We start from the raw sequence: 23926 nt of genomic DNA on the forward strand, positions 1-23926 counted from the left end.
GTCGATGCGGACTCAGCCTGCGTAACTTTGCCGAACCGGAGAGAAAGCAGCCCCAATAATAATACTTGAAAAGTATCAAGATATTGACTTTGTTACCCGTGATCGCAATTCGAGGGAGGGAGGCCTTGGAACTGCGCCGCCTAAAATATTTTCTCGCGGTCGCCGAAGAGCTGCATTTCGGGCGCGCAGCGGTACGCCTCAAGATCGCCCAGCCGCCTCTGTCGCGACAGATCTCGGCGCTCGAAGCCGAGATCGGCGCACAGCTCTTCGACCGCAGCCGAAGCCAGATCCGTCTCACCCAGGCGGGCACCGTGCTCGAAAGCCACGCAAGGTTTCTGATTGACCGGCTCGACGCCGTGTATCGCGAGACGCGTCTCGTTGGCGAAGGCGGGGCCGGCCGGCTGCGGGTCGCCTTCGTGGGATCGGCGTCGCACGGCGTTCTGCCGACCCTGATCAAATCCTATCGATCGCATTTCCCGAATGTCGAACTGGCGCTTTCGGCGATGAACAATGCCGAGCTGCACCGCGCCCTCATCCAGCGCGAGATCGACGTGGCGGTCGCGCGCCCGGAGCTGCGGGACGAGGAACTGCGGCGCGAACTGCTGGCGCGCGAAAAGCTGGTCCTTGCGATCCCGGACAATTCCGAACTCGCCGGATTGTCGGAAATCCGCTTCGCGGAGCTGAGCAACCAGACATTCGTGCTCTATCCGCGCCGGCCGCGACCCAGCTATGCCGACGTCGTCCTGGATATCTGCCGCAAGGAAGGCTTCGAGCCTGCCGCCCTGGAGCTTGCGCAGGATTACCAGACGGCGATCAGTCTCGTTTCGGTCGGGGTGGGTATTTCCGTCGTGCCGGAATCGGTTTCGCGAACAACGCGCCCGGGCGTGTTCTTCCGGGAATATATCGGCCACAATCCAGGCACGGCGCTTACCATCCATGCCCGCCGCGACAATCAGGCGGCGCAGGTGATGAATTTCTTAGACGTGACCCGAAAGTTCGTCCGGTTGAAGTGACGGCAGAAGCGATCCGGCATTGCCGGGCGTCACCCCTTGCGCGTCACCTCGCGTAGCGCGTCCCTGTCGACCTCGATGCCGAGCCCCGGTCCGTCCGGCACATGGATATGGAAATCCCGAAATGTGATGCCGCCCTTGACCAGGTCGGTGCGCAGGATGCGCGGGCCGAAATGCTCGCAGCCCCATTCCAGTCGCGGCAGCGACGCGAAGACGGCAAGATGCGCGGCCGCGCCGATGCCGCTCTCGAGCAGGCAGCCGCCGTAGATCTCCATCCCGAAGGCGGAGGCGATCCCCGCCGCGCGCTTCATTTCCAGCAGTCCGCCGCTCTTGACCAGCTTGAGCGAAAGCACGCTGCCGGTTGCGGCCATGCCGTTTTGGACGATGTCCGTTCCCGAAAATGCGGCTTCGTCCACCATGATCGGGATCGCGCTGCGCGCGGCGATCCGGGCCGTCGCGGCCAGCAAGCCCGGACGCAGCGGCTGCTCGATCAGCGCGATGCCCATTTCGGCCAGTTCGGGCAGACGGCGGAGCGCTGTGGCCTCGCTCCATCCCTGATTGACATCGACGATGATCTCGGCCTCGCCGCCGAGCGTATCCACGATACGTCGCAGGCGATCCATGTCCGCAGCCGGGTCATGGAATCCCAGCTTGATCTTGAAGCGGCGATGTTCACGCGCGGCGAGCTTGGCCTTTGCTTCCTCGATTTCCTGGTCGGCATCTCCGGAAGCGAGCGCCCAGGCGACCTCGATCTTTTCGCGCACCGCCCCGCCGAGAAACACCGAGGCCGACAGGCCAAGCGACCTTCCCGCCGCATCGTAAAGCGCGCTTTCGACAGCGGCACGGGCGGCCGTGTTCCGGGATACCACTTTCTGCATGATGAGCGCATTCTGCTCGAAATCCAGGGCCGAGACACCGGCGAGGGCCGGCGTGATGTAGGTGTCGATGTTCGCCTTGATGGCCTCCACGCTTTCTTCCGACCAACGCGGGCCGCCGAGTGTCGCAGCTTCACCCCAGCCGATGGTGCCGTCGGCGAGCGCCACCCGCACGATGACGTAGGACTGCGCGCTGACTTCGGTATTGGAGAGCCGGTGACGCCGTGTTGTCGGACAGTCAACGATCACCGTTTCGATGGCCGCGATCCGCGTTCTGCGATGAACCGGCGCTTCGTCGAGCGGAATGACCATTTCAGGTGCGTTCAAGCGGCTCATAAGGCACGGCTCCTGTCTGGTGTCGTTGATTCCGGCGGCGCTATTGACCGCGCCGCCGAGGGAAACCCCGCCGACCGAAGCCGGCGGGACAAAGTGTGTCAGGCCGCCATCGCCTGGGACTTGAGCGGAAGATTGAAATCGAACCGCAGGACGAGATCGGTGTCGGCATCCTCAGGCGCCTTGCGGAACTCGCCGACGAGTTCTTCCTTCACGGCGAATACGGAATCCTCGTCAAGATAATCGCTGGTGCTGTCGTAGATCTGCGAGATCAGCGGGCGATATCCCTCGCGGGTGATCATCACGTGGATGTGGCCGGGGCGCATGCAGTGGTGACCCATGTAGCGGATCAGCTCGCCCGCCGTCTCGTCGCCCGGGATCGGGTAGGGTACAGGCCGGAGTGCGCGAAACGCATAATGCCCGGTCTCGTCGGTCTCGAAGCGGCCGCGCAGATTGTATTCGGGCTGATCGGGGTCGTGGTTCTCGTAAAGTCCGTTCGGCGCGTCTTCCCAGATATCGAGAATGGCGCCGGCGATCGGATTGCCATCGGTGTCGCGGACATAGCCCTCGACATAGACGGTTTCCTGCCCCTCGAACTCCTTCTGTACGGTCGATGCGCCTTTCGGCATGACCGGGGCATCCTCGCGGAAGAAGGGGCCGAGAACGGTTGAGACCGTTTCGTTTCCGGACACGGGGTTCGAAAGCATGTCGACCAGGACTTCAACGCCCAGAATGTCGCCCAGCAGAATGAATTCCTGCCGCTTGTCGCTGCAGAGCGCCCCCGCCCGGCCGAGGAAATCGCAGGCATAAAGGAACTCGTCATGCGTTAACTTCACGTCCTTGCAGAATCCGTGAAGGTGACGGATCAGGCTCTCCATTATCTCCCCTTGGCGGGCGCTGATTTTCTCGTGCTTACCGAGCGACTCAATGACGACGTCGGTTACGTTCTCCATGGTTACGTTGCGCATAGGCTTTCCTCCTCTTCGCTCCTCCGGTGGCGCGCGGCAGCCTCCCGGCAGCCGCACACCGAAATAATGGTTGCAGGGTGCACCCGTCCCTTAGCCGTGAACAGCCGGGTGGCAGGTATCGTGCGATACCCGAAAGGTTTCAGATCAGACTTCAGCATACCCCAAACGCCGCGAGATCTTTTGCGCCGCCTCGATCGTGATCGTGCGAAAGGCGCGCGGTTGCTGGTCATGGCGACTTTTTGGAATGGCGAGACTCAGGACTGCGATCGACTGCCCGATGTGGTCGAGAATTCGGGCTGCGGTGCATACGACATCGTCTTCGCCGCGGATCGTCCCGACCGCGAAACCGGCCTCCGCGAGGTTGGCGAGATCGGTGCGGAAACGCGAACGGGACTCGATGCCGCCGCCCGGGCTGGAGTGGCGGTTGAGGTAGGTTTCGAGGCGCGAGTGGATCAGTGCCGACAGATGCAGCAGTCCCGGCGGGCAGTCGTGCAATTCGATCTGCGTGCCGATGATATCGGTCGAAACCCGCAGGTTCCGCTGCCCCTCGAGCGCGCTCAGGACCAGGAGGCGACCGTGATCATGCTGCGTCAGGTGCAGCGTCTCGCCGTATTCGGAGCGCAGGCTGTCCATCACGGGACGGGCGGCTTCCGTCAGCGCGGAGCTGTCTTCTAGCGCACGGTGGAGCGAGGCGACGAGCGGACCCAGGCGGTATCGGCCCCGGTCGACCTTCTGAAGCAGCCCGATCTGGCTCAGGCCGGCGACGAGATCATGAGTGCCGCTGACCGAATTGCCGATCCGGCGAGCCAGCGAAGAGACATTGTGTTCCGGCTGGGTTGCGGAAAAACACCGTAAAATCTCGCCTACTTTCCGAAGAGTCTTCATTTCAACACCTTGTCTTGCCCGCGTTTGGGTAGTTTTCCGGTAATGCCGGAAAATACAAGGGTATTATACGATACCTTCCGATACCGATGCCGCGCATTCTAATGTCCTCCCGTTATGCAAGGCGCGTTTCACGCGTCGCTTGCCAGGGAGGAAAACGAAATGAACCAACGAGCCAATGGCGGCCTATCCGCCCCCTATACGGGTGCCGAGTACCTTTCGAGCCTGCAGGATGGGCGCGAGATCTATATCCATGGCGAGCGCGTGAAGGATGTCACGCAGCACCCCGCCTTCCGCAACTCTTCGCGCATGGTCGCCCGTTGGTACGACCGTTTGCACAGTAAGAAGGACGAACTGGGCCGGACGACCGATACGGGATCGAACGGCTGGACCCATCCCTTCTTCAAGGGATCGAAAACCGCGGAAGACCTTATCGCGAGCCGCGACGCAATTGCTGTGACGCAGCGCGTGGCGAATGGCTGGATGGGGCGGGCGCCGGACTACAAGGCGGCGTTTCTCGGTACGCTGGGCGCCAATAGCGGCTTCTACGGGGAATATGCCGAGAACGCCAAGCACTGGTATGCCAAGACGCAGGAGCGGCTGGACTACTGGAATCATGCCATCGTCAATCCGCCGATCGACCGTCATCTGCCCATTGAGGAAACCGGTGACGTCTACATGCAGGTCGAGAAGGAGACCGATGCCGGCCTGATCGTCTCCGGTGCGAAGGTCGTGGCGACCGGTTCGGCCCTGACGCATTACAACTTCATCGCCCATTACGGCATTCCGATCAAGGAGAAGAAGTTCGCGCTGATTTTCACGGCGCCGATGGATGCCGAGGGCGTCAAGCTGATCAGCCGCGCCAGCTACGAGCTGAACGCCGCGGTGATGGGAACGCCGTTCGACTATCCGCTGTCTTCCCGGCTCGACGAGAACGATTCCATCCTCGTGTTCGACAAGGTCCTTGTGCCCTGGGAAAACGTTTTCATCTACGGGGATATCGAGAAGATCAATTCCTTCTTCCCGGCCTCGGGCTTCATCCCGCGTTTCACGCTGCACGGCGTCACCCGACTCGCCGTGAAACTCGACTTCATCTCGGGCCTGTTCTCCAAGGCGCTGGAAGCCACCGGTTCGGGCGTGTTCCGCGGGCCGCAAACGGCCGTCGGCGAAGTCATCGCCTGGCGCAACCTCTTCTGGGGCATTTCGGATGCGATGGTGAAGAGCCCGGTCCCGTGGGAGGGTACCGACGGTTACAACCTGCCCAACATCAATTACGGCCTTGCCTACCGGGTGTTTGCGCCGATGGCCTATACCAGGATCAAGGAGCTGATCGAACGGCACGTCGCTTCCGGCCTGATCTATTTGCCGTCTTCATCGCTCGATTTCGAAAGCGAGGCGGTGCAACCCTATCTCGAGCGCTTCGTTCGAGGTTCGAACGGCATGGTCGCAATGGACCGAGTGAAGCTTCTCAAGCTGTTGTGGGATGCGATGGGATCGGAATTCGGCGGCCGGCACGAGCTCTACGAAAGCAATTATGCGGGCAACTACGAAAACATTCGTATCGAGACCATGCTGACGGCTCAAGCCACCGGAGAGTACGAGATGATGCAGAACCTCGTCGAGGAATACATGGCCGAATACGACATTTCAGGCTGGACCGTGCCCGACATGGTGCAGCCCTGGGATGTCAACCGCCTCAAGGGCGGGTTCAACTGAGGCCGATGGCGCGGCCGACACCTCTCGGCCGCGCCGCAACGAAAGGGAGGACGGAATGAATTTCGGCGGTCATAAAACCCGCGTCCTGTCCGACGGCCAGCTTTCCCTGCACGCCTCGATCGTGACAATCGGCGCCTTCGACGGTGTGCATCGCGGCCATCAGCGACTGATAGGAGATGCGGTCGAGGAAGCGCGGCACGCAGGTCTGCCGTCAGTCGTCATGACATTCGACCCGCCGCCTAAGGTGTTTTTCGGCAGGGCGGCGCGGCTGTCGCGGCTCGACGACAAGCTCGCCCGCATCGCCCAACTCGGTCCCGACTATGTGGTTGTTGCTTCCTTCACGAGATCCTATTCGGCGCGTTCGCCCGAACGATTTCTGGCGGATATCGCCCGCTTCGGCCCGCGCCGAATCCTGGTGGGTGCCGATTTCCGGTTCGGGGCGAAACAGGCTGGCGACGTAGCCCTTCTTGCACGTCACTTCGACGTGCGGTTGGCCGAAACGCTGCATTGCCGCGCGGGCGAAGTCGTTTCATCGAGCCGCATTCGCGCGCTCAGGTCCGAGGGTCGCGCCACCGAGGCCGCACAGCTTCAGGGCTGCCGGGGCGCGGCAGCACTTCTGGCCGGGCGGCTGCAGATACAAGACATGCGATACGGCGAGGCTAGCCATGACTGACATCGATACGCGCTCGCTGCGCGACGCCTGCGGGGCTTTCGCAACCGGAGTGACCGTCATCAGCACCCGCTCCGCCGAGGGCGATCATGGCATGACCGCCAATGCTTTCATGTCTGTTTCGCTCGACCCGCCGCTGATCTCCATTTCCCTCGATCGCAAATGCAAGATGTTGGAGCGCGTGCGGGAAGCAGGGCGCTATGCCGTCAACATCCTCTCCAGCGAGATGCAGCCGATCGCCCTCCATTTCGCCGGAAAGCACGATCCCGCTTTCGCCGATATTTTCGAGGAACGTCACGGGTTTCCGGTGCTTGGCGGCGCGTCGGCGTTCCTGCTAACCGAGGTGGTTCAGGAAATCGAGGCAGGCGACCATTCGCTGTTCATCGGGCGCGTACGTCATCTTGAGCGCGATCCCGCGGCCTCGCCACTCCTGTTCTGCGGCGGGCAGTTCGGAGAGCTTGCGCCGGCGTCCATGGAGACCAGACCATGATCGAGAAACTACGCCAGATGCAGGCCCGGCTTGACGACCTGCCGCACCTGCACCGTATCGGCGCCGTATTCTCCGAAACGGTGCTGCTCAAGGTGGACGGCGTCGAATTCTACCTGGTTTTCGAGAAGGGACGGGTGGCCCGGATCGTCGAAGGGCCGAGCAAGAAGATGCCCTATCGCTTCGCCTTCGTCACGGACGGGGACGCGCTGAGAGCGTTCTGGACGCCTTTTCCCGCTCCCGGCTTCCACGACATATTCGCGATGGTGAAGATCGGCCGGGCCGAGATCCTCGGCGACATTCTGCTGCTGGTGAAGAACCTGCGCTTTTTCAAGGAATTCATCGCCCTCGGGCGAACAGAACAGGTAAAGGCCTGATGACGATCGAACCCATTCTCGGCCGTTATCTCACCGTCGAGGTCGCGGGACGCAGCCAACGTATCTATTTCGAGGAGGCAGGCGAGGGCCGCCCGGTACTTTGCCTGCATACTGCCGGTGCCGACACACGCCAGTGGCGCCATATCCTGAACGATGCCGAGGTCACCGCCGATAACCGGATCATCGCCTTCGACATGCCATGGCACGGCAAGAGTCTGCCGCCGGAGGGATTCCAGACTGAGGAATATCTGCTGACGACCGAGGTCTACATGGAAACGATCCTGGCGGTCATCAAGGGGCTTGAGCTCGACCGTCCGGTCCTTGCCGGGGTTTCGATGGGCGGCCGGATCGCACTGCAGCTCGCGGCACGCCATGGCGAGCACTTTTCCGGCTTCCTTGCCATCGAAGCATCGGATTTTCAGCCCGCATGGTATGACATCGACTGGTTTCACCGGCCCGACGCGCATGGCGGAGAGATGGGAGCAGCGCTGGTTTCCACCAATATCTCCCCATACGCACCAGAGGCGGAGCGCTGGAATACACTGTGGATGTTCATGGCGAGCGGCCCGGGCGTCTTTCGCGGCGATTTAAGCTTTTATACCAAGGACGACAGCCTGATCGGATTGCTGAAGGACATCGACACCGAGAAGGCGCCCGTACACCTGATCGTCGGGGCCTATGACTTCACCTGCACACCCGAAGACGCCAAGCGCACCGCCGACGCGATCCGCGGCGCGACGCTTACTGTCATGGACGAGGTCGGCCATTTTCCCATGAGCGAGCACCCGGAAGCGTTCCGACCCTTTTTCATCGAAGGATTATCGAAAATGCCAGCCATACGCCGATCAGCGGAATGAAACTGTAAATCAGTTTGGCCCGCCGTTGGTCGGGTTGTCGACAAAAAGAGGATTGAAATTCTTGTAGACCCGATCACCCGGATCAGTCCCTTTCGCATAGGGATTAACAAGTTCCGGGAGTAGGGGGCGAGACCCTAGCGACCTGATCTTCTCGACATAATCGAGGAAATTCAATCCCAGCACCTCCGGTCGAACTGGAAGCATTCTGCCCGACTGATTGTGCTTCAGACCGCGGATCTCGTTTGCTTTGATTTCGATGGACCAGCCATTCCGGCTGCGGACGGGATCACCGGCCTCCAAACCCGCCGCTTCGGCGCGCCGCGGATCGCGTCGCGACGGCCAAGATCGATCAGGTGTTCCACTAACATAGCCTCGTTGCGCGAGGCGGCCCAAAGCACCGCAGTGGCGAGCCGCGGCGACCGCTTGAAAGTTTAGATCAAGTCGCTGGCGACCACTTCCGACGCCTCGACCCGGGTGACCGGCTCGGTGTTGTTGTCGGCGGTTCGGAAAAGCACGCTGCACAGGCCGCTCGACCTGGACGTTTCGGGAGCCGCCGCGCTGACGATCGCAGAGTAGCTGCTGCTTGCACTCAACGATCGGAACGTGCTGCCGGAGCACGAGATTCTCGGCATCCTCAAGGATGCGGCCCTTACACATGCGATCATGTCCGAGGAGAAAGAAAGACCGGGGCACCAAGCTGCTGTAGCGGCGCTCATCAATCGGATGCCGGCAGGTGGGAATTCGGTCCGGCGGCGGCGAGTTCGGGCGCCCATTTTACGGCCTCGGGATTTCATCCAAACCGATGTCTCGGTTTCGATAGGCGAGTTGGATACGGCTGGCCGGACCGTGCCGCCCCGCTGTCGGCCTGCAGGTGCTGGAAAACGGGGCCTACCGCAGTACCTGGCGTGGCTACTGTACGTGCGGGCGGCAGAAAGCGAAGGGATGATCGACCATCCGATCGGGGAGGAATTGATGAAGGCTCCTCCCGGCGAGTTGGAACGTGCCACGCTGTTGCCTCGCACTATCCGGCTTTTTCGCGTCAATACTGACCAGCGTCAGCGTAGGGTCCCTAGCAACAGGTCAATTTGGAATGCGGACAGGCCCTAATGGATCGTCTGCGACGTGCGCCGACTTCCAATGAGGCCTGCGGGAGATACCCCCTTGTTTCCCGAGGGCTTCATTGGTGCCAAGTGCCTCACATAAATCGCATCTGTCATGATCCATGTTAGCGCGGCGGACAGCTATCCTCCGTAGGTTCTTCTTGAGGCTTCGCGTCGAGGGTGCCGAATGGTGTTCCTGCTGCTCCTGCAATCGAGGTTGCGCCAATGGCCGCGTCGACTAGATGGATAGCGAATATGGACCATTGTTTTGTAGGGGTGGGTGCCTTGAAAGATGAAGCGGCGGTCATGTTGAACGGCGCGGACACCAAGTAAAATGAAAATATCTTTCATATGAGAATTACGCACCTTAAAGGAGAAAGCCGATGAGGCTCCTACGACGAATATTTGAGCGAGCCGCGATATTCGGTCTGGTTGTAGCTGCAGCGGCATTTGTTGCTGGCGGCGCTAATGCGCAGCAAGTTTACGCCAACACAACCACCAATCTAAACCAGCGCGCAGGCCCTGATACGCGTTATCCGGTGCTGGTGGTCGCGCCGAGCGGCGTGGCGGTGACGCTATTCGGCTGCGTGCGTAGCCTGGCCTGGTGCGACGGTGCATATCGCGGCTATCGGGGCTGGTTCGCGGCTCGTTACCTCGCCATCCCGTATCGTGGTACGCAGCTCTCAGTCGCGCGTTATATGCGTTACGCTTATCTTCCCACGGTCGCTTTCAACATCAACAGTTACTGGGAGAGGTACTATCGCGACCGACCTTTCTACGCGCAGTTGAACGTCTATTCCGGTAGCGGCTCGGTGAATGTTTCCATCGGCTCGTTCTACAAGCCACTCGCCGCACATGGTCGCTGGGTAGAGGTGCGCGGACGCTATGTCTGGGTGCCGCATGTCAGGCATGACTGGCGTCCCTACACGGACGGCCGCTGGGTCTATACCAACCGGCACGGATGGACATGGGTATCGAATGAGCCTTTTGGCTGGGCAACCTACCACTATGGCCGCTGGGCTTACTCGGCGCGTATTGGCTGGTTCTGGGTGCCGGGCACCCAATGGGCGCCAGCTTGGGTTGCCTGGCGCAGCGACAACGATCATCTTGCCTGGGCGCCGTTGCCGCCGGAGCCGTCGGATTCGTACGGGGTCAGCGTCACCCTCTCGTTCGGCAGCATACCGAACTATTATTGGAATGCGGTACCCGCCCGCAACTTCCAGTCGGACAACATGGAAAACGTCGTGATCGGCGACAACAACACCGTCATCAATATTGTCAACAACAGCCGGGAAGTCGGCACCGTCAACGTCGTCAACAATATTGTCGTCAACAACGATATCGACATTACCTATGTCGAGGAGGCGACAGGCCAACCGGTCGAGGTTCGCGATGTCGCGTTGACGTCGTCCGAACAGAACAATGGCCAGTTGATAGGCAATACGGTGGAAATCTACCACCCCGAGCCGCAGGCCCTGATCCCGACCGAGGCGCCAACCGAGGTGACGACCGAGGAGCAGGTGGCGCAAGAGCCAACCACGGCCGGCCAGCAAGGCAGCGAACCGGCGACGGAAGACATGGTGCCACCGCCACCGGCTGCCGATCAGGTGCCCGCAGCAGCCATCATGTCGGCACCTCCCATGGAAGGTGTCGCCATGGAGGGAGCCGTGGCCACGGCTCCCGCTGGAGAAGCGATACCTGAAGGTGCGGCGCTGGAAGGCGTGGGGGCTTGCGCGGAAGACACAATACGTCAGTCCGACGGCAGTTGCGCTGCGCCGGTCGCCGCGGCCAAGCCGGCCGAGGAACTGACGCCGGAAACGCCGGCCGCCGACGCCCCGCTACCGGTGGCAGAAGGGCAACCGCCGGCCGAGGCGATCGCCCCGGCGGACACGGGCCAGTGTCCGGAAGGCACGGAGCGCCAGCAGCATGGTCTCTGCGCTGCTCCGGTGGTCGAGGCAATGCCGCCTTCGGTCCAAGAGGCACAGCCTAAGTCCGAGGTGCGACCGGCGCCTGAACCGGCCCCTCCAGCAAAGATGAAACCGAAGCAGGCGCCAGAGGCTACTCCGGCACCGGCTGTCGAGCCTACGCCAGCGCCTGAACCGACCCCGCCGGCAAGGGTGAAACCGAAGCAGGCGCCAGAGGCCACTCCGGCACCTGCTGCCGAGCCTACGCCAGCGCCTGAACCGACCCCGCCGGCAAAGGTGCAACCGACGCAGGCGCCAGAGGCTACTCCGGCACCGGCTGTCGAGCCTACGCCAGCGCCTGAACCGACCCCGCCGGCAAAGGTGAAACCGAAGCAGGCGCCAGAGGCTACTCCGGCACCGGCTGCCGAGCCTACGCCGGCGCCTGAACCGGCCCCGCCGGCAAAGGTGCAGCCGAAGCAGGCGCCAGAGGCCACTCCGGCACCGGCTGTCGAGCCTACGCTGGCGCCTGAACCGACCCCGCCGGCAAGGGTGAAACCGAAGCAAGCGCCAATACCTCTGCCTCTGCCGCAATGCCCTGAGGGGCAAGTGGTCGGACCAGACGGCGCATGCGTAACTCCACAATAGACAATGCAAAGTGGCCGGGCGCGTTGTCCGGCCATTAACTTTTCAGGGTCTTACGGACGCAGATCAAAATTATATCTTTGTGTTTGTACGTAGATCCTCAAAATTCTCAAAACATTAAATCAGTTCAAATTATCCCATTATTTCTGACGACGGACAGTCCGACCACAATATGATTATGGGTTCTTGAAACAGCTAGAGCGTATCCATTTTATATTGGTTCATATCCGGCGGCAGCAAAGTAGTTTGCGCATTCTTGTGGTTTGAACTGGGCGATGAGATCGCCAACTGTGCTCCACAGGGCGTCGATTGTGTGTTCTGTCCTGGCACGCAACAATGCCTTGAGTTTCGAAAACGCCATCTCGATCGGGTTGAAGTCGGGACTGTAGGGCGGCAGATAGCGCAGCTCGGCACCGGCACTTTCGATGGCTTCCCGGACGCCGGCAGCCTTAATCGCTTGCACGCCATGTACATGGACAAGTTCGACGGACGCAATGACGACACTTTCTATGACCGAATGTCGGCGCAATGACGCACTGAGCAGACCCGCCTTTTGCGTGAGATCGAACGCTACTCACAAGTGGAAGAGACTTACATAGAAGGCGGTATGCGGCTGTTGGAACTTGCCCGCAACGCAAGCCAATTGTTCGCCCGTCAGACACCGCACGAGAAGAAACGGCTTCGAATTTGCTACTGTCGAACTGCGAATGGCACCAGGGAGAGATCAAGCCAAACTTCAGACAACCCTTTGATCTGCTTGTGAAAACAACAGCTGCTATCGCAAGGGAAGGGGTCGATAGAACCGCTCTCACATCTGAGAGTACAGTTTGGCACGCCCAACGGGACTCGAACCCGTGTTTCCGCCGTGAAAGGGCGGCGTCCTAGACCGCTAGACGATGGGCGCGCGGACGACGTCGCTGCGTCGTGGGGAGGCTTATAGGCAGTATTGCTTCACGCCGCAAGAGCAAATTGTCATGAAATTCACAGGCCCGCGTTTGCGGGCCCGTGACGCTTTAAAAAGCGTTTCCTACCACTCGCCGACATTGGGCATGGAGGCCCAGGGTTCCGCGATTTCAAGCGCTTCGCCCTTCTGCAGCAGTTCGATGGAAATATTGTCGGGCGACCGGACGAAAGCCATGTAGCCGTCGCGCGGCGGCCGGTTGATGGTCACGCCCTTTTCCTGGAGGCTGGCGCAAAAGTCGTAGATATTGTCCACTTCGTAGGCGAGATGGCCGAAGTTGCGTCCGCCGGCATATTCCTCAGGATCCCAGTTATAGGTGAGTTCCAGAAGCGGCGCATTGACTTCCTTGCCGCTACCGACGTCTTCGGAGGCGGCCAGGAAGATCAGCGTGAAGCGGCCGGCCTCGCTCTCCCTGCGGCGGACCTCGGTCATGCCCATCTTGTTGCAGTAGAAATCCAGCGATTCATCGATATCGCGGACGCGGACCATTGTGTGCAGGTAGCGCATTGCGTTTCCTTGTCGATAATAGCGTGTGCTTTGGATGTTGATCAGAAAGAGTGTCCAATATGACAGAAATCACCGATCTTGCCACCGCGCGAAAACGGATAAAGAGTTTTTTGGGACCGGAGGCAGGGCGGATTGTGGTTCTGACCGGAGCGGGCATTTCGACGGAGTCCGGTATTCCCGACTTTCGCTCCCCCGGCGGGCTCTGGTCGAAGATGCAGCCGATCGAATATCAGGATTTCGTGGCCGATGAGGAAAGCCGCCTGGAGGACTGGAACAGACGCTTTCAGATGGCGGAAATCTTCCGCAAGGCGGAACCGAATGCGGCGCACATCGCACTGGCGGAGTTGGCTCGAGAGGGCCGGCTCTCGCTTCTGATCACCCAGAACGTGGACGGGTTGCATCAGCGTTCCGGCGTGCCGGAAGACCTGCTCGTGGAACTCCACGGCAACAGCACTTATGCCACCTGTCTGGAGTGCGGCGCGCGGGCGACCCTGGAAGATCAGAGGTTGGCGGTGGAAGCCGGGCACAGTCCGGTCTGCGCGACCTGCGGAGGGTTGCTCAAGGCCGCGGTAATCAGTTTCGGCCAGATGATGCCGGAAGACGCCCTGATCCGGGCTGCCGAGGCGGCGCGCAAGGCGGATGTGTTTGTCGTCATCGGATCGTCGCTCGTGGTGCATCCGGCGGCCCAATTGCCGGTGCTCGCAGCCCAGGCCGGAGCCGAACTTGTCATCGTCAACAGGGATCCGACCCCGATCGATCCGTTGGCTGCGGCCTGCATCCGCACTCCGATAGCCGAGAGTTTTGTGGATTTTGCGCCATAGCCGGCCAATAAATGCAAATGCCTTGTGGTTAGTTTCACAATCCCCCTTTCCGGATCGAAGTCGAATGTTATCCTTTTGTTAGGAATCAGCCGGTGCGTGAGTCGCAATTTCGTTCCGGTTGGGTGATGCGGACCAAAGACGGGACAGTAGGCTATGGGGGGCAAAACCGCTCGGGATGCCCGCGCAATCGAGGCGCTGACGGATGATGTTGCCGTCGATGTCGTCGAGATTGCAGGCACGATCAAATGGTTTGATGTTGCCAAGGGGTATGGCTTTATCGTCCCGGATTCGGGCGAGGCCGATATTCTCTTGCATGTGACCTGTCTCAGGCGCGACGGCTATCAGACGGCCTATGAGGGCGCCCGGGTGGTCTGCGAAGTCATGGACCGGCCACGGGGGCTGCAGGCCTTCCGGATCTTGTCCATGGACGAATCCACGGCGTTGCATCCGTCGCAACTTCCGCCTTCGCGCACGCATGTTCAGGTTGTCCCGGAAAGCGGTTTCGAAAAGGCGACCGTGAAATGGTTCAACCGGGTCAAGGGCTTCGGCTTCCTGACCCAGGGCGAGGGAACCGAAGATATCTTCATCCACATGGAAACCCTGCGCCGCTTCGGTATCGCCGAACTGCGTCCGGGCCAGGATGTGATGGTGCGCTTCGGCAATGGACCGAAAGGCCGCATGGCCGCCGAAATCCGGCCGGTGGGAACCGGAACCCATATTCCAGCTTCGCACTAGTTTCCCGGATTACTGAATCTTCTGCATGCGCGGGTCGGACGACATGGTCCGGCCTTTTTTGTTGGCCTTTAATCGCAGGCAGGGCCTGCTGAATTTGTGCCGGCTCTGTTCAGCCCCATCACATGGAGCCTCGTTCATGCTGCGTATGCCTTTTCGACGTCCCCGACTGCTGATCGTGGCCTTTCTTCTTTTGGTCGGTCTCTTGAGCCCTGGCCTGGCGGCCGGCGACGACGTGCCGCTGCCGACCGAGACCCTGACGATCGTAACGGAAAAGGGACCGCAGCAGTTCACCGTGGAAGTTGCAGCGACCGACGCGCAAAAAGCGAAGGGATTGATGTTCCGGGAAAGAATGGCGCTCAACGAGGGCATGCTGTTTCTGTTCCAGGCTGCCGGCGAACGTTATTTCTGGATGAAGAACACCCCCTTGTCGCTGGATATCATCTTCATCGACGATGCGGGACGGATCATCCATATCGCGGAAGGGACGACGCCTTTTTCGGAAAAGACCATTTCCTCGCAGGGGCCGGCGCAATACGTGCTGGAACTGCTCGCCGGCACGTCGCGGCGGCTCGGGATCAAGCCGGGTGATCAGGTTGAGACAAGTTCCATCAAGTAATATTTCCTCAAGATAATCTCATCGGATGTCTCATATCGGTTTCTCCGCCGGGTTTTTCATGTTCTCGGCAATTTTACGTAGGAGTTTCTAAATACATTTGCCGGAAATTGGTGTGGTGAACTTGGCTTGTGATGCGGGAAAATGACCGGACACTTCATCCGTGACGGCTCTGACGAAAGCGCGCTTCTCGGGTGCCTGATGGAAACCATGCATCAGGGGATCACGGTCATCGACGCGGATCTGAATGTGGTCCTGCTCAACGCGGCTGCGCGGCGTCTTTTAAATTTTCCCGACGATGCCATTGGCGACAACCCGACCCTGGAAGACCTGATCCGGGTCAACGCCAAGCGGGGGGACTATGGTCCTGGCGATCCGGAAGAACAGGTCCGCCTGCGATTGGAACGGGCCCGGCGGTTCGAGCCGCATGACTTCGAGCGTGTCCGGCCAGACGGCACAATCCTGCGTATCCAGGGGACTCCGACCGCAGATGGCGGTTTCGTCACGATCTACACCGATGTCACCCGGGAACGCACCCAGGAACGGGAGTTGCACGATGTGCGGGCGCAGCTGGAAGAGCGGCTCGATGATCGCACACGTGAACTCCAGGACAACAGAGACCTGCTCCTGAACGCGATCAATGCGGTGCAGGACGGCATGGGCATTGCCGCGCCGGACGGTCGGGTGGTTCTCGCCAACGAGCGGATGCAGCAGATTTATCCGGGGATAGACAAGCGCATCGAGGAAGGAATTTACGTACCCGAACTCTTGAAGCTGACCTTCCCGGATGAACCGGCAGTACCGTTCGAAGAATTGATGAGCCGGAACGGTCCGTCCCAGGAAAAACGGTTCCCCGATGGCAGATGGTACCGGATCGACCGCACGCTGACGCCGGATGGCGGTATCATTTCCGTCTACGCCGATATTACCGAATACAAGCAGCAGCAGTCCACGCTGCTGGGACAGGCCCACGAACTGGTCAAGCTGCTCAACCAGGAAAAGCAGCTCAGCGAATTGCAGCGCGACTTCGTCTCCATGGCTTCGCACGAATTCCGCACGCCGCTTGCCATAATCGACAGCAACGCCCAACGGCTGATCCGCCGGTCCGACAGGCTCGACAGCGCCGCCATTCTGGAGCGCGGGACGCGTATTCGCGATGCGGTCGGCCGGATGCAGTATCTGATCAACCGGTTTTTGAATTTCACCCGCTCCCAGGCAGGACGCATGGAGATCGACAGCCGCGATCAACCGCTGAAGGACACCATCGGCGATTGCTGCCGCCGCTTTCAGGACAGCTGTTCAAGCCATCGGATCGTTCTCGATACAGCGAACCTGCCGGAGATCCTGCATTTCGACCGGAAACTCCTTGAGCTTTGCATCGACAACCTTCTGTCGAATGCGGCGAAGTACTCGCCCGATGCGACAGAGATCCGGGTGACCGGTCAGGTAGACGGGACCTGGGCGTCGATTAGCGTCGAAGATGATGGGCTGGGAATTCCGGAAGCGGAACTCCCGAAGGTGTTCGACCGTTACTTCCGGGCCTCCACATCCAGTGGCATTGCCGGGACCGGAATCGGGCTCAACATGATTTCGATGATTATGGACAAGCACTGCGGGAAGGTCGACCTGGAAAGCCGGGTCGGCGAGGGAACCCGCGTCACGCTCCGCCTGCCAATCGCGCAGGAAGATGCTGGAGAGCTGCCTGAAAGGGCGTCTCCGCGGCGGCGGGCGGCGTCTGCCTGAAGGAGAGAAGGCCATGGCAGCCAAGGCAACTATATTGTGTGTGGAGGATGAGGGGCTCCTCCTGGAAGATATTCGCGAGGAACTGGAGGACGCCGGCTACGATGTCCTGACGGCGCCGGACGGAAAGGTCGCGATCGAGAGGATCGGCGAGAAAAAGCCCGACCTGATCCTGTGCGACGTGATGATGCCGGACATGGACGGTCCGGCGTTTCTCACCTACATCCGCTCCGCCATGCCGGCCTTGAATGACGTGCCGCTCATTTTCCTGACGGCCAGGGGCATGCGCGAGGACATCGTCGCCGGCAAGCAGATGGGCGCGGACGACTATCTGACCAAGCCGGTCGACTATGATCTTCTTCTTGCGACCGTCGAAGCCCATCTCCGGCAGGTTTCGCGGGTCGAGGGGCTCAACCGCATCCGGCTGCAGCAGATCTATGAAGAGGTCAAGCGCCTGCGCGGCTCGAAGGAGCCGTTGACGATCTCCATCGTCACCGGAAACCCGAAGGTGATCGCGCCGATCCGCGGCGCGCTCCTGGAACTGGGCTGCAAGGTGCGGACCGTGCCGGAGGCCAACCTGGAAAACGGCGGGTCGCTGTTCGAGGACGACAGCATTACGATCCTGACTTACAGCGACGTCGTGAACCGGTATCTGACCGGACAAACCGGGAAGACCGGCGCAGGCGCTTCGCGGCGGGTGCTTCTGGCGCCGCCGAGCATGAGCGAAACGCGCAAGGAGAGCCTGATGGAAGCCGGCCTGGACGATTTTATCGACTATCCCTACAAGCCGGTCGAAATTTTCAAGGTCGTCATGAACCGGCTGCAGGAGGTCAGGCTGCCCGGAGCGAAGGCCGCCGGCTGATTTTCACGCCGCAATATCCACTGGGGGGATGTGTCGCCCCTTGCGTCCGCGCGACGATTGCGTATAAGTCAGCACCTGTTCGCGACACGCGACACGATCGGGGTATAGCGCAGCCTGGTAGCGCATCTGGTTTGGGACCAGAGGGTCGCAAGTTCGAATCTTGCTGCCCCGACCATTTTTCTCAGGAAAATACCAATTCCGCCTAAGGCCCGCCGGCCGGTGATCGGGCAAGTGCGCGAACCGATATGTGAGATCGGAAGGGCGGATTAGGCGATTTTTGAAAGGCGGCCCGAAGGCCGCCTTTCGCGATGCCTATTTCGCCGGAGCGACATCCACCACAACGCGTCGGTTGGCCGCGAAGCGTTTGCCAAACTGGCTGGTTTCACCGCCGGACATGGTCTTGGCCTTGCTCATGTCCACGCCGGCCTTTTTCAGGTAAGCTGCGGCACCTTCAGCGCGCTTGCCCGACAGGCTTTTGTTGAAGGCAGTGGGACCGCTGATGCTGGAATAGCCGGTGATGGTGATCGCGCAGGACTGATCTTTCAGCTTGTCTGCCAGTTCCTTCAGGGCCTTGCCGCCGGCAGGTACGGCAATCTGGTTTGAACCATAACCGGTGATGGTAACGGACAGGGTGGTGTTGCAGGCCGCCGTAGCCGAACCCGGAGCGGCTGCTTGCGCAGTTTCTGCACTTGCAACAGGAGTGGCGGCTCCGGTGTTGGTGGAGGGCCAGCCGCCTGATGGCGGGTTCGCGACCGCGACAGCGTTGTTGCTGCTCAGAGAGACCCATTTTGCAGTTGCGCCGATACTGGATTCCTCACCCTTGACGAGCCAAACGAAATCCTGCGGGCTCATCTCGACGCCGTCGATCTTGGCGCCCATCAGATAGATGTTCCGATCCTGGTTCGAACCGGGACCGCCCCAGGCGTCGTTGGTCAGCCGGATTGAAACGGCGCCGTCTGCAGTGAACACGTCGGCAGGGATGGGAAATGAAAGGGTTTGCGTGTAAGGCGCCCAGTCTTTCAGCTTTTGAATGCGGCCTTCTGTCGTGGTGTCGATGGCCTTGTCTACAGCGCCTACGCCTATCTTCGTTCCGGCAAAGTCGATTTCAAAGGTGGGAGGACCCTGGTACGCTTCGCCGGCCAGAGTGACTTCAACCATGGGGTCTTCAGCTGCTGCTGGGGTGACTGTCTGAATGAAGCCGATGAAAATGAGGCTGGGCATAAAAATGCGAAAAGAGTGCATGCGGATGCTCCTAACAAACATGCTAAAAATTAGGACGATGCATAGGTTCGTACGAACTGTGTGATTATAGGGCGACAATTGCTGCTGTGCATCATAATTAATGACAATGAGTAAACGGCGCCGATCCGAAGCTACGGTCTTCGGGGAACTGAATGGTTCGAAAAAGGGTATATTAAAGAAGGGGTTCGCGATCATCCGGATTGATACTCGTTGCGGATAGTTGGCTGTTTTTTGCGATCTGTTCCATCTAGCATTCGCGGGCGTAGGTCCGCAGCTCCGACGATCACGATGACTGGCTGGACAGTGACACAGTTTTTTACGGGGTGTGGGTGGAACCGGTCAGAGCAAACACGGCCAGGATGGCGCGGGCGCTCGATAAATTAGTCGGAGGGCGAGGACGTCCCGAGGTATCTGGATTACGGTACTCTGCCTCTTTTCTCTCGTGTCCCGCCCGCTGCCAACACAACGGGCCAAGCCGTTGGGAAAAACGCTGTCACGGGTAATCCTGTCGGCCGAAACACTTTGCCAATACCTGTCCCGTATCCTATCATTTATCTGGTTGACGTATTTCAAGTTCCCTTTCTGGCCGTATGTACCGGATGAGAAGATATTAAACGGTCTATGCTTTTCAACGCATCGAAAGGCGGTTTCGACGCTTCTTCCCAGAACTATATTGCGGACATTCGATATGTATCAGCTTGGGCTGTCCATGTTTGCCACAACCGGCGGAGATCGAAGGGGCAGTAGTTTGAGCTGGGGCATTTATATTACGTCTTTCCGGAGCACGAACATATCCTTTGAAGTATCTGCTTGTTAATCAAGACAGCACAACAATGACAGTCTGCACGAAAAATCGGGCGCCGAAACGAAGATGACAGCTAACGCAGTATTCATGGGGCATCAGAGCGCAAGAGAAAAATCATCTGGTGCAATCTCGATATATGTATTTCTCCTATTTTTGATTTCGATATGGGTGCCGTATACGGAAATGGGGTATCCTGCTTATGTCGTTTCCGGACGATATGCTGTTTTTGTTCTTTTATGTTCTTATATTATCTATAGAAATTTCAAATTTCTACTTAATTTGAAACGCAGAACCATGATTACATACTGTATTCTTTTCATCGTTGTATTTGGCGCCTTGTCAGTCGTCTGGAGTCAGGAGACGCGTTATTCATTTGAAAGGGCGGTTGCGTTTTCAATTACTGTTTTTGCCAGTATGATCATGGGGAGGAAGTACGATACAGAGAAATTATTCAAATCCATTGCCGCTGCATTTATAGTATATGTTCTTGTAAGTGTCGCTTTGGTATTCCTTGCTCCAAGTATTGCTTTGGAAAATTCCTGGGAGCATTTTGGCAAGTGGAGGGGGCTTAGCGGTCAGAAAAATGTATTCGGAGTTGTTGTGGCTCTTACATTTGTTCTGCTGTTTATGCCCAGGAAGTATCTTCCTCGGCCGCTTTCCAAGTCGCGCATTGCCTACTATGGGGTATTTGTTGTTGTCGCTATAGCGATCATAAAAACCGGATCCAGAAGTGCATTGGTGGACGTGATATTGTTTCTCATGTTTTTTATTCCAATGTCTATCCACTTTGGATTTTCGCGGTTCATCATTCTTTTTATGGTAATATTTATCCCGATTATTTTCATAGTCGGTCGTGAATTCGTGAATTTTCATGGTGGAATGTTGGTGATTTCTTCGATCGAAATCGATACCAGCAACAGGCTTCTGATATGGGAATACGGGTTTGATGTCTTGCGCGGCAGAGAGCTTTTCGGCTTCGGATTGGGTTTCTGGACGCCGGACAGGATGGCCGATTTTACCAATCTGCATGGCTGGGTTCTTCCGAACTTTCACAATGGCTACATCGCTACATTGATGGAGTTGGGTGTTCCCGGCCTAGCAGCTTTGCTTCTGTTGGTGTTTTCACTGTTGGTCTATTTTGCTTCAAATATCAGGAGACTGAAAAAAGAAAAAATGTCTTTCATGGTGGGTATTGTTATTCTTTTTCTTGGTCACAATCTTTATGAGAATAACATAATGCGCTCTACCGATGTGGCTCTCTTCTTGTTTCTGGTGATATGTTTCCATATGGAAAAGAAGATATTGGAGTGGAGGTCCGAGAAATCACTTCAGTAATCGGAAGTGATTTCATTTTTGAAGTTCGAGTACATTCTTTCATAAGAAAACAGGCTGGAGCGTTCGGCGGCTATTTTGCCGAGATTGTAGAATGAATCTGGGCTGTGTTTTCTCAGTTCGATCAAGTCGTTCAGTTTTTCGCACCAGGTATCGATATCAAGGGAGAGGGTCAATCCTCCTGAATCCGCGATTTCAACAAGGGCAGGATGATTGGAGGCGATGACCGGTAGCCCGGCGGCCATGGCTTCGACCAGTGCCAGCCCAAAAGCCTCGTAAAGGGATGGAAACAAGAACACATCACCGCATCTGAGGAAGTCCTTGACCTTCGACGGCTGAACCTCACCAACGAATGTGACCCTTTCCCTCAAGCCCCGTTTCGCTACCTCTTCTTCCAGAGATGGCCTGAGTTCACCATCTCCCAGGATGGCAAGGTGCACATCAGGCACTCGGCTCAGTAACTCTATGAGAAATTTTTGGTTTTTCTGCTGCGATATCCGGCCGCAATTCAGAATGTAGAACTTGCTTGGATCCAGGCCAAAGGTGGACCTAGCCTCTTGTTTGGTTATTTTCGATTGTTTCAGATCAACCCCGTTGAAAATAACCTTTATACGTTTCCTGTATGAGGACGGATAGCGCCTGAAGCAGTCTTTAATCGCATCCGAGGTGGCGATATTTCGGGTATACAGACCCAGTGTACCCACGATCAGATCCATAAGCCTGCTAGGCACTCCGTGGCTGGTAGGCGGGTTAACCTGCGTTCCAAGTCTGATCTTCGTTCCGTTCAGCCATCCCAGAACAGATGCGATTGGTGACGAATAATGAGCGAAGCCGACGACTGCTGTCGGTTTGAAGCTTTTGAATTCGGCGGCCAGTCTGGAGAAAATGCCGGCATAGTCGGAAACCGATTTCGGCGGTGATGCGCTAAGTGAGATGGCGCCTTCGAGGTCGTTGAAGATGGGTCTTTTAGTATAGAGAAATATAAGGCGCGCGTCGTATCCTTCCTCTCTGAGGCTCTTGAGCATTGATGTCGCGCGAACTTGCACGCCACCGGCTTCCATCTGCGTGCAAATGAAGAGAATGCGGTGCTTGTTCTCTGTCTTTGTCATTTAAAACCTCAAGTGCGGGATTTTAGAATTTTTAAATATGCGGTGCTCAGCATGGCCAGATTCCAGACCGATAGTGTTGCGGCGGACGCTACCGCAGCTCCGAGGGTGCCATACCAGTTTGTGAGGAGGAAAAGCAGCAACAGGCCGACCAACGATGTAATGGTCGATATGGTCGCATAGAGATTTTGGTAGCCGGCCATCTGAACCAATGTTCCAACCGGCCCGCAAGCGCAATTCACGATCTGACCGAGGGACAGTACAATAAGGATTTTATAGTATTCCACGTATTCCGGGTTGAAAAGTGAAAGCGCAAATTTTCCAAAGTATAAGTATATTAAGAAACCGACTCCAGCGGCGATAACAGAAATCAGGCATCCAAAGAGTGTAAGAAGGCGAACTTCCTGGAGGTTTTGGGAGTAATAGTTTCGTGCTATCAGGGGGGAGATCACAAGATTTACACCCATCAAGGCAAGGGCGAGCAGTTTTGCAATCTTGTCGGCCGCGAAAAAGGCGCCGGCCGTCGGCGCTCCAAGTACTATTGCGACGATGACGGTTGCGGAGTGAGCTGAAATCGGATCGACCACCGACCCTATCCAAAGGCCCCACCCGGCGCGCGAGATATCCGTCTTGATGCTTTTTTCCAGCTTGGTCTTTTTGCTGGTGTTTGTTTTTCTCAGAATAATTATGGCTTGGATTACTGTCACCAGTAATAGCGCTATGGCCGTGATGGCGGGTAGATTGGTTGTTGTAAAAATAATTGTAGATGCGAATACCATGGCAATGCTGAGTATTCGCCACCCGATTTCACGGGGAAAAAGCGCGAGAAAGATACTTTCTTGCGAGCGTAAAGCACCAATCGAGAATTCTGAGAGTGCAAATGCGGCGGACAATAGAAAGAACCAGAAAACCAGTGCCCGATTGTCGAAATCTCCGACTTTCAGGCCGCTAAAAGAAACGATTACTCCGAGCACCAGCCAGCCGATACAGATCCTCAAAATGATCTTGAATGTATGCCGAAGCGCTGCGTTGGCCGTTTCTCGGCCTCTCAATTCGTCGATCGACGGCCAAAACCTGAGAATTGTAATGTGATGACCAAAGGCAAGCACGTAACCAAAGATGGTTGCGAGTGACAGGATGGACGCGAACTTCCCATAATCTTCCGTAGACGAAGTTCTTGCAGCGTAAAGAAGGAAGAGGAAAGTAAGCGATACCCCTGAAAGTTTGACAATCGCAGCCGCAGCGCCTTTCTCAATCAGCGTTCTCAAAATTTTGAGCTTCATGGAAATTCTTTCATAGTCACTGCGCTACTTCATAAATTCTGTTGGTGAAGGTTGAAATGTGTCTCTGTGACGCCGTTTCGAATGCTGTTTTATTGAGA

General features: G+C 57.9%; 21 protein-coding genes, 2 tRNA genes and 1 pseudogene. 14 read left to right on the plus strand and 10 right to left on the minus strand.

Annotation, left to right across the window (positions count from 1 at the left end; all coding sequences use genetic code 11):
- Nucleotides 1–125 precede the first annotated feature (125 nt).
- Nucleotides 126–1013: a LysR substrate-binding domain-containing protein gene (locus tag ACN0SO_RS16900; protein WP_417679836.1), complete on the plus strand. Its 888-nt coding sequence runs from the start codon at nucleotides 126–128 to the stop codon at nucleotides 1011–1013.
- Nucleotides 1014–1042: 29 nt separating this feature from the next.
- Here the strand turns inward: ACN0SO_RS16900 and ACN0SO_RS16905 are convergent, their stop codons facing one another.
- From ACN0SO_RS16905 to ACN0SO_RS16915, 3 genes are all read right to left on the minus strand, one after another.
- Nucleotides 1043–2221, minus strand: coding sequence for a muconate/chloromuconate family cycloisomerase (locus ACN0SO_RS16905; protein ID WP_417679838.1), 1179 nt, complete (start codon nucleotides 2219–2221; stop codon nucleotides 1043–1045).
- A 98-nt stretch (nucleotides 2222–2319) separates the two neighbouring features.
- Nucleotides 2320–3186, minus strand: coding sequence for a dioxygenase (locus ACN0SO_RS16910; protein ID WP_417679840.1), 867 nt, complete (start codon nucleotides 3184–3186; stop codon nucleotides 2320–2322).
- A gap of 144 nt (nucleotides 3187–3330) precedes the next feature.
- Nucleotides 3331–4071, minus strand: a complete 741-nt coding sequence (locus ACN0SO_RS16915) for an IclR family transcriptional regulator (RefSeq protein WP_417679841.1) — start codon at nucleotides 4069–4071, stop codon at nucleotides 3331–3333.
- Nucleotides 4072–4230: 159 nt separating this feature from the next.
- Between ACN0SO_RS16915 and ACN0SO_RS16920 the strand changes: the two genes are divergently transcribed.
- Genes ACN0SO_RS16920 through ACN0SO_RS16940 form a run of 5 tightly spaced genes read left to right on the plus strand, consistent with a single transcriptional unit; the run spans nucleotide 4231 to nucleotide 8175 of the window.
- Nucleotides 4231–5784 carry a 4-hydroxyphenylacetate 3-hydroxylase N-terminal domain-containing protein gene (locus tag ACN0SO_RS16920; RefSeq protein WP_417679843.1) on the plus strand — a complete coding sequence of 518 codons (1554 nt, stop codon included), beginning with the start codon at nucleotides 4231–4233 and terminating at the stop codon, nucleotides 5782–5784.
- 55 nt (nucleotides 5785–5839) lie between these two features.
- Complete coding sequence (locus tag ACN0SO_RS16925) at nucleotides 5840–6457, plus strand: FAD synthetase (protein ID WP_417679845.1); 618 nt, start codon at nucleotides 5840–5842, stop codon at nucleotides 6455–6457.
- Nucleotides 6450–6944 carry a flavin reductase family protein gene (locus ACN0SO_RS16930; RefSeq protein WP_417679847.1) on the plus strand — a complete coding sequence of 165 codons (495 nt, stop codon included), beginning with the start codon at nucleotides 6450–6452 and terminating at the stop codon, nucleotides 6942–6944. Before ACN0SO_RS16925 ends, ACN0SO_RS16930 begins: the two co-directional genes overlap by 8 nt.
- On the plus strand, nucleotides 6941–7318 hold the full coding sequence (locus ACN0SO_RS16935) for a hypothetical protein (protein ID WP_417679849.1): 378 nt from the start codon (nucleotides 6941–6943) through the stop codon (nucleotides 7316–7318). The genes ACN0SO_RS16930 and ACN0SO_RS16935 overlap by 4 nt, the downstream gene beginning before the upstream one ends.
- Nucleotides 7318–8175 carry an alpha/beta fold hydrolase gene (locus tag ACN0SO_RS16940; protein WP_417679851.1) on the plus strand — a complete coding sequence of 286 codons (858 nt, stop codon included), beginning with the start codon at nucleotides 7318–7320 and terminating at the stop codon, nucleotides 8173–8175. Before ACN0SO_RS16935 ends, ACN0SO_RS16940 begins: the two co-directional genes overlap by 1 nt.
- Nucleotides 8176–8606: 431 nt before the next feature.
- On the opposite strand, the gene ACN0SO_RS16945 is transcribed toward ACN0SO_RS16940, so the two are convergent.
- Entirely contained in the window at nucleotides 8607–8807 is a 201-nt protein-coding gene (locus ACN0SO_RS16945; protein WP_417679853.1) for a hypothetical protein, read from the minus strand.
- 1166 nt (nucleotides 8808–9973) lie between these two features.
- Between ACN0SO_RS16945 and ACN0SO_RS16950 the strand changes: the two genes are divergently transcribed.
- Entirely contained in the window at nucleotides 9974–11824 is a 1851-nt protein-coding gene (locus ACN0SO_RS16950; RefSeq protein ID WP_417679855.1) for a DUF6600 domain-containing protein, read from the plus strand.
- Nucleotides 11825–12032: 208 nt separating this feature from the next.
- Here ACN0SO_RS16950 and ACN0SO_RS16955 read toward each other — a convergent pair.
- The 3 genes and pseudogenes from ACN0SO_RS16955 to ACN0SO_RS16965 form a co-directional block, all read right to left on the minus strand.
- Nucleotides 12033–12272: pseudogene (locus ACN0SO_RS16955) on the minus strand (transposase); the annotation flags it as partial.
- Between the two features lie 377 nt (nucleotides 12273–12649).
- A tRNA-Glu gene (locus ACN0SO_RS16960) sits at nucleotides 12650–12725 on the minus strand.
- 123 nt (nucleotides 12726–12848) lie between these two features.
- Nucleotides 12849–13289 carry a VOC family protein gene (locus tag ACN0SO_RS16965; RefSeq protein WP_417679857.1) on the minus strand — a complete coding sequence of 147 codons (441 nt, stop codon included), beginning with the start codon at nucleotides 13287–13289 and terminating at the stop codon, nucleotides 12849–12851.
- A gap of 59 nt (nucleotides 13290–13348) precedes the next feature.
- On the opposite strand from ACN0SO_RS16965, the gene ACN0SO_RS16970 reads away from it, so the two are divergent.
- The 6 genes from ACN0SO_RS16970 (at nucleotide 13349) to ACN0SO_RS16995 (ending at nucleotide 18235) form a co-directional block, all read left to right on the plus strand.
- Nucleotides 13349–14110, plus strand: a complete 762-nt coding sequence (locus ACN0SO_RS16970; RefSeq protein ID WP_417679859.1) for an SIR2 family NAD-dependent protein deacylase — start codon at nucleotides 13349–13351, stop codon at nucleotides 14108–14110.
- A 153-nt stretch (nucleotides 14111–14263) separates the two neighbouring features.
- The gene (locus tag ACN0SO_RS16975; RefSeq protein WP_417679861.1) at nucleotides 14264–14845 is read left to right on the plus strand and encodes a cold-shock protein; all 582 of its coding nucleotides are present in this window, start codon (nucleotides 14264–14266) and stop codon (nucleotides 14843–14845) included.
- A gap of 136 nt (nucleotides 14846–14981) precedes the next feature.
- Entirely contained in the window at nucleotides 14982–15461 is a 480-nt protein-coding gene (locus ACN0SO_RS16980) for a DUF192 domain-containing protein (protein ID WP_417679863.1), read from the plus strand.
- Nucleotides 15462–15602: 141 nt separating this feature from the next.
- On the plus strand, nucleotides 15603–17201 hold the full coding sequence (locus tag ACN0SO_RS16985; protein ID WP_417679865.1) for a PAS-domain containing protein: 1599 nt from the start codon (nucleotides 15603–15605) through the stop codon (nucleotides 17199–17201).
- A 13-nt stretch (nucleotides 17202–17214) separates the two neighbouring features.
- Nucleotides 17215–18060 carry a response regulator transcription factor gene (locus ACN0SO_RS16990; protein ID WP_417679867.1) on the plus strand — a complete coding sequence of 282 codons (846 nt, stop codon included), beginning with the start codon at nucleotides 17215–17217 and terminating at the stop codon, nucleotides 18058–18060.
- A 98-nt stretch (nucleotides 18061–18158) separates the two neighbouring features.
- Nucleotides 18159–18235: transfer RNA gene (locus tag ACN0SO_RS16995), tRNA-Pro, on the plus strand.
- Between the two features lie 137 nt (nucleotides 18236–18372).
- Here the strand turns inward: ACN0SO_RS16995 and ACN0SO_RS17000 are convergent.
- Nucleotides 18373–19302: an OmpA family protein gene (locus ACN0SO_RS17000; protein WP_417679869.1), complete on the minus strand. Its 930-nt coding sequence runs from the start codon at nucleotides 19300–19302 to the stop codon at nucleotides 18373–18375.
- A gap of 871 nt (nucleotides 19303–20173) precedes the next feature.
- Here ACN0SO_RS17000 and ACN0SO_RS17005 point away from each other — a divergent pair.
- Nucleotides 20174–21442: an O-antigen ligase family protein gene (locus ACN0SO_RS17005; RefSeq protein ID WP_417679871.1), complete on the plus strand. Its 1269-nt coding sequence runs from the start codon at nucleotides 20174–20176 to the stop codon at nucleotides 21440–21442.
- On the opposite strand, the gene ACN0SO_RS17010 is transcribed toward ACN0SO_RS17005, so the two are convergent.
- Both ACN0SO_RS17010 and ACN0SO_RS17015 read right to left on the minus strand, forming a co-directional pair.
- On the minus strand, nucleotides 21436–22548 hold the full coding sequence (locus ACN0SO_RS17010; protein WP_417679873.1) for a glycosyltransferase family 4 protein: 1113 nt from the start codon (nucleotides 22546–22548) through the stop codon (nucleotides 21436–21438). The two genes, ACN0SO_RS17005 and ACN0SO_RS17010, sit on opposite strands and share 7 nt — an antisense overlap.
- 8 nt (nucleotides 22549–22556) lie before the next feature.
- Nucleotides 22557–23828, minus strand: coding sequence for a lipopolysaccharide biosynthesis protein (locus ACN0SO_RS17015; protein ID WP_417679875.1), 1272 nt, complete (start codon nucleotides 23826–23828; stop codon nucleotides 22557–22559).
- Between the last annotated feature and the right edge of the window lie 98 nt (nucleotides 23829–23926).

This window comes from Roseibium sp. (assembly GCF_048260565.1).
Taxonomy (GTDB): Bacteria; Pseudomonadota; Alphaproteobacteria; order Rhizobiales; family Stappiaceae; genus Roseibium.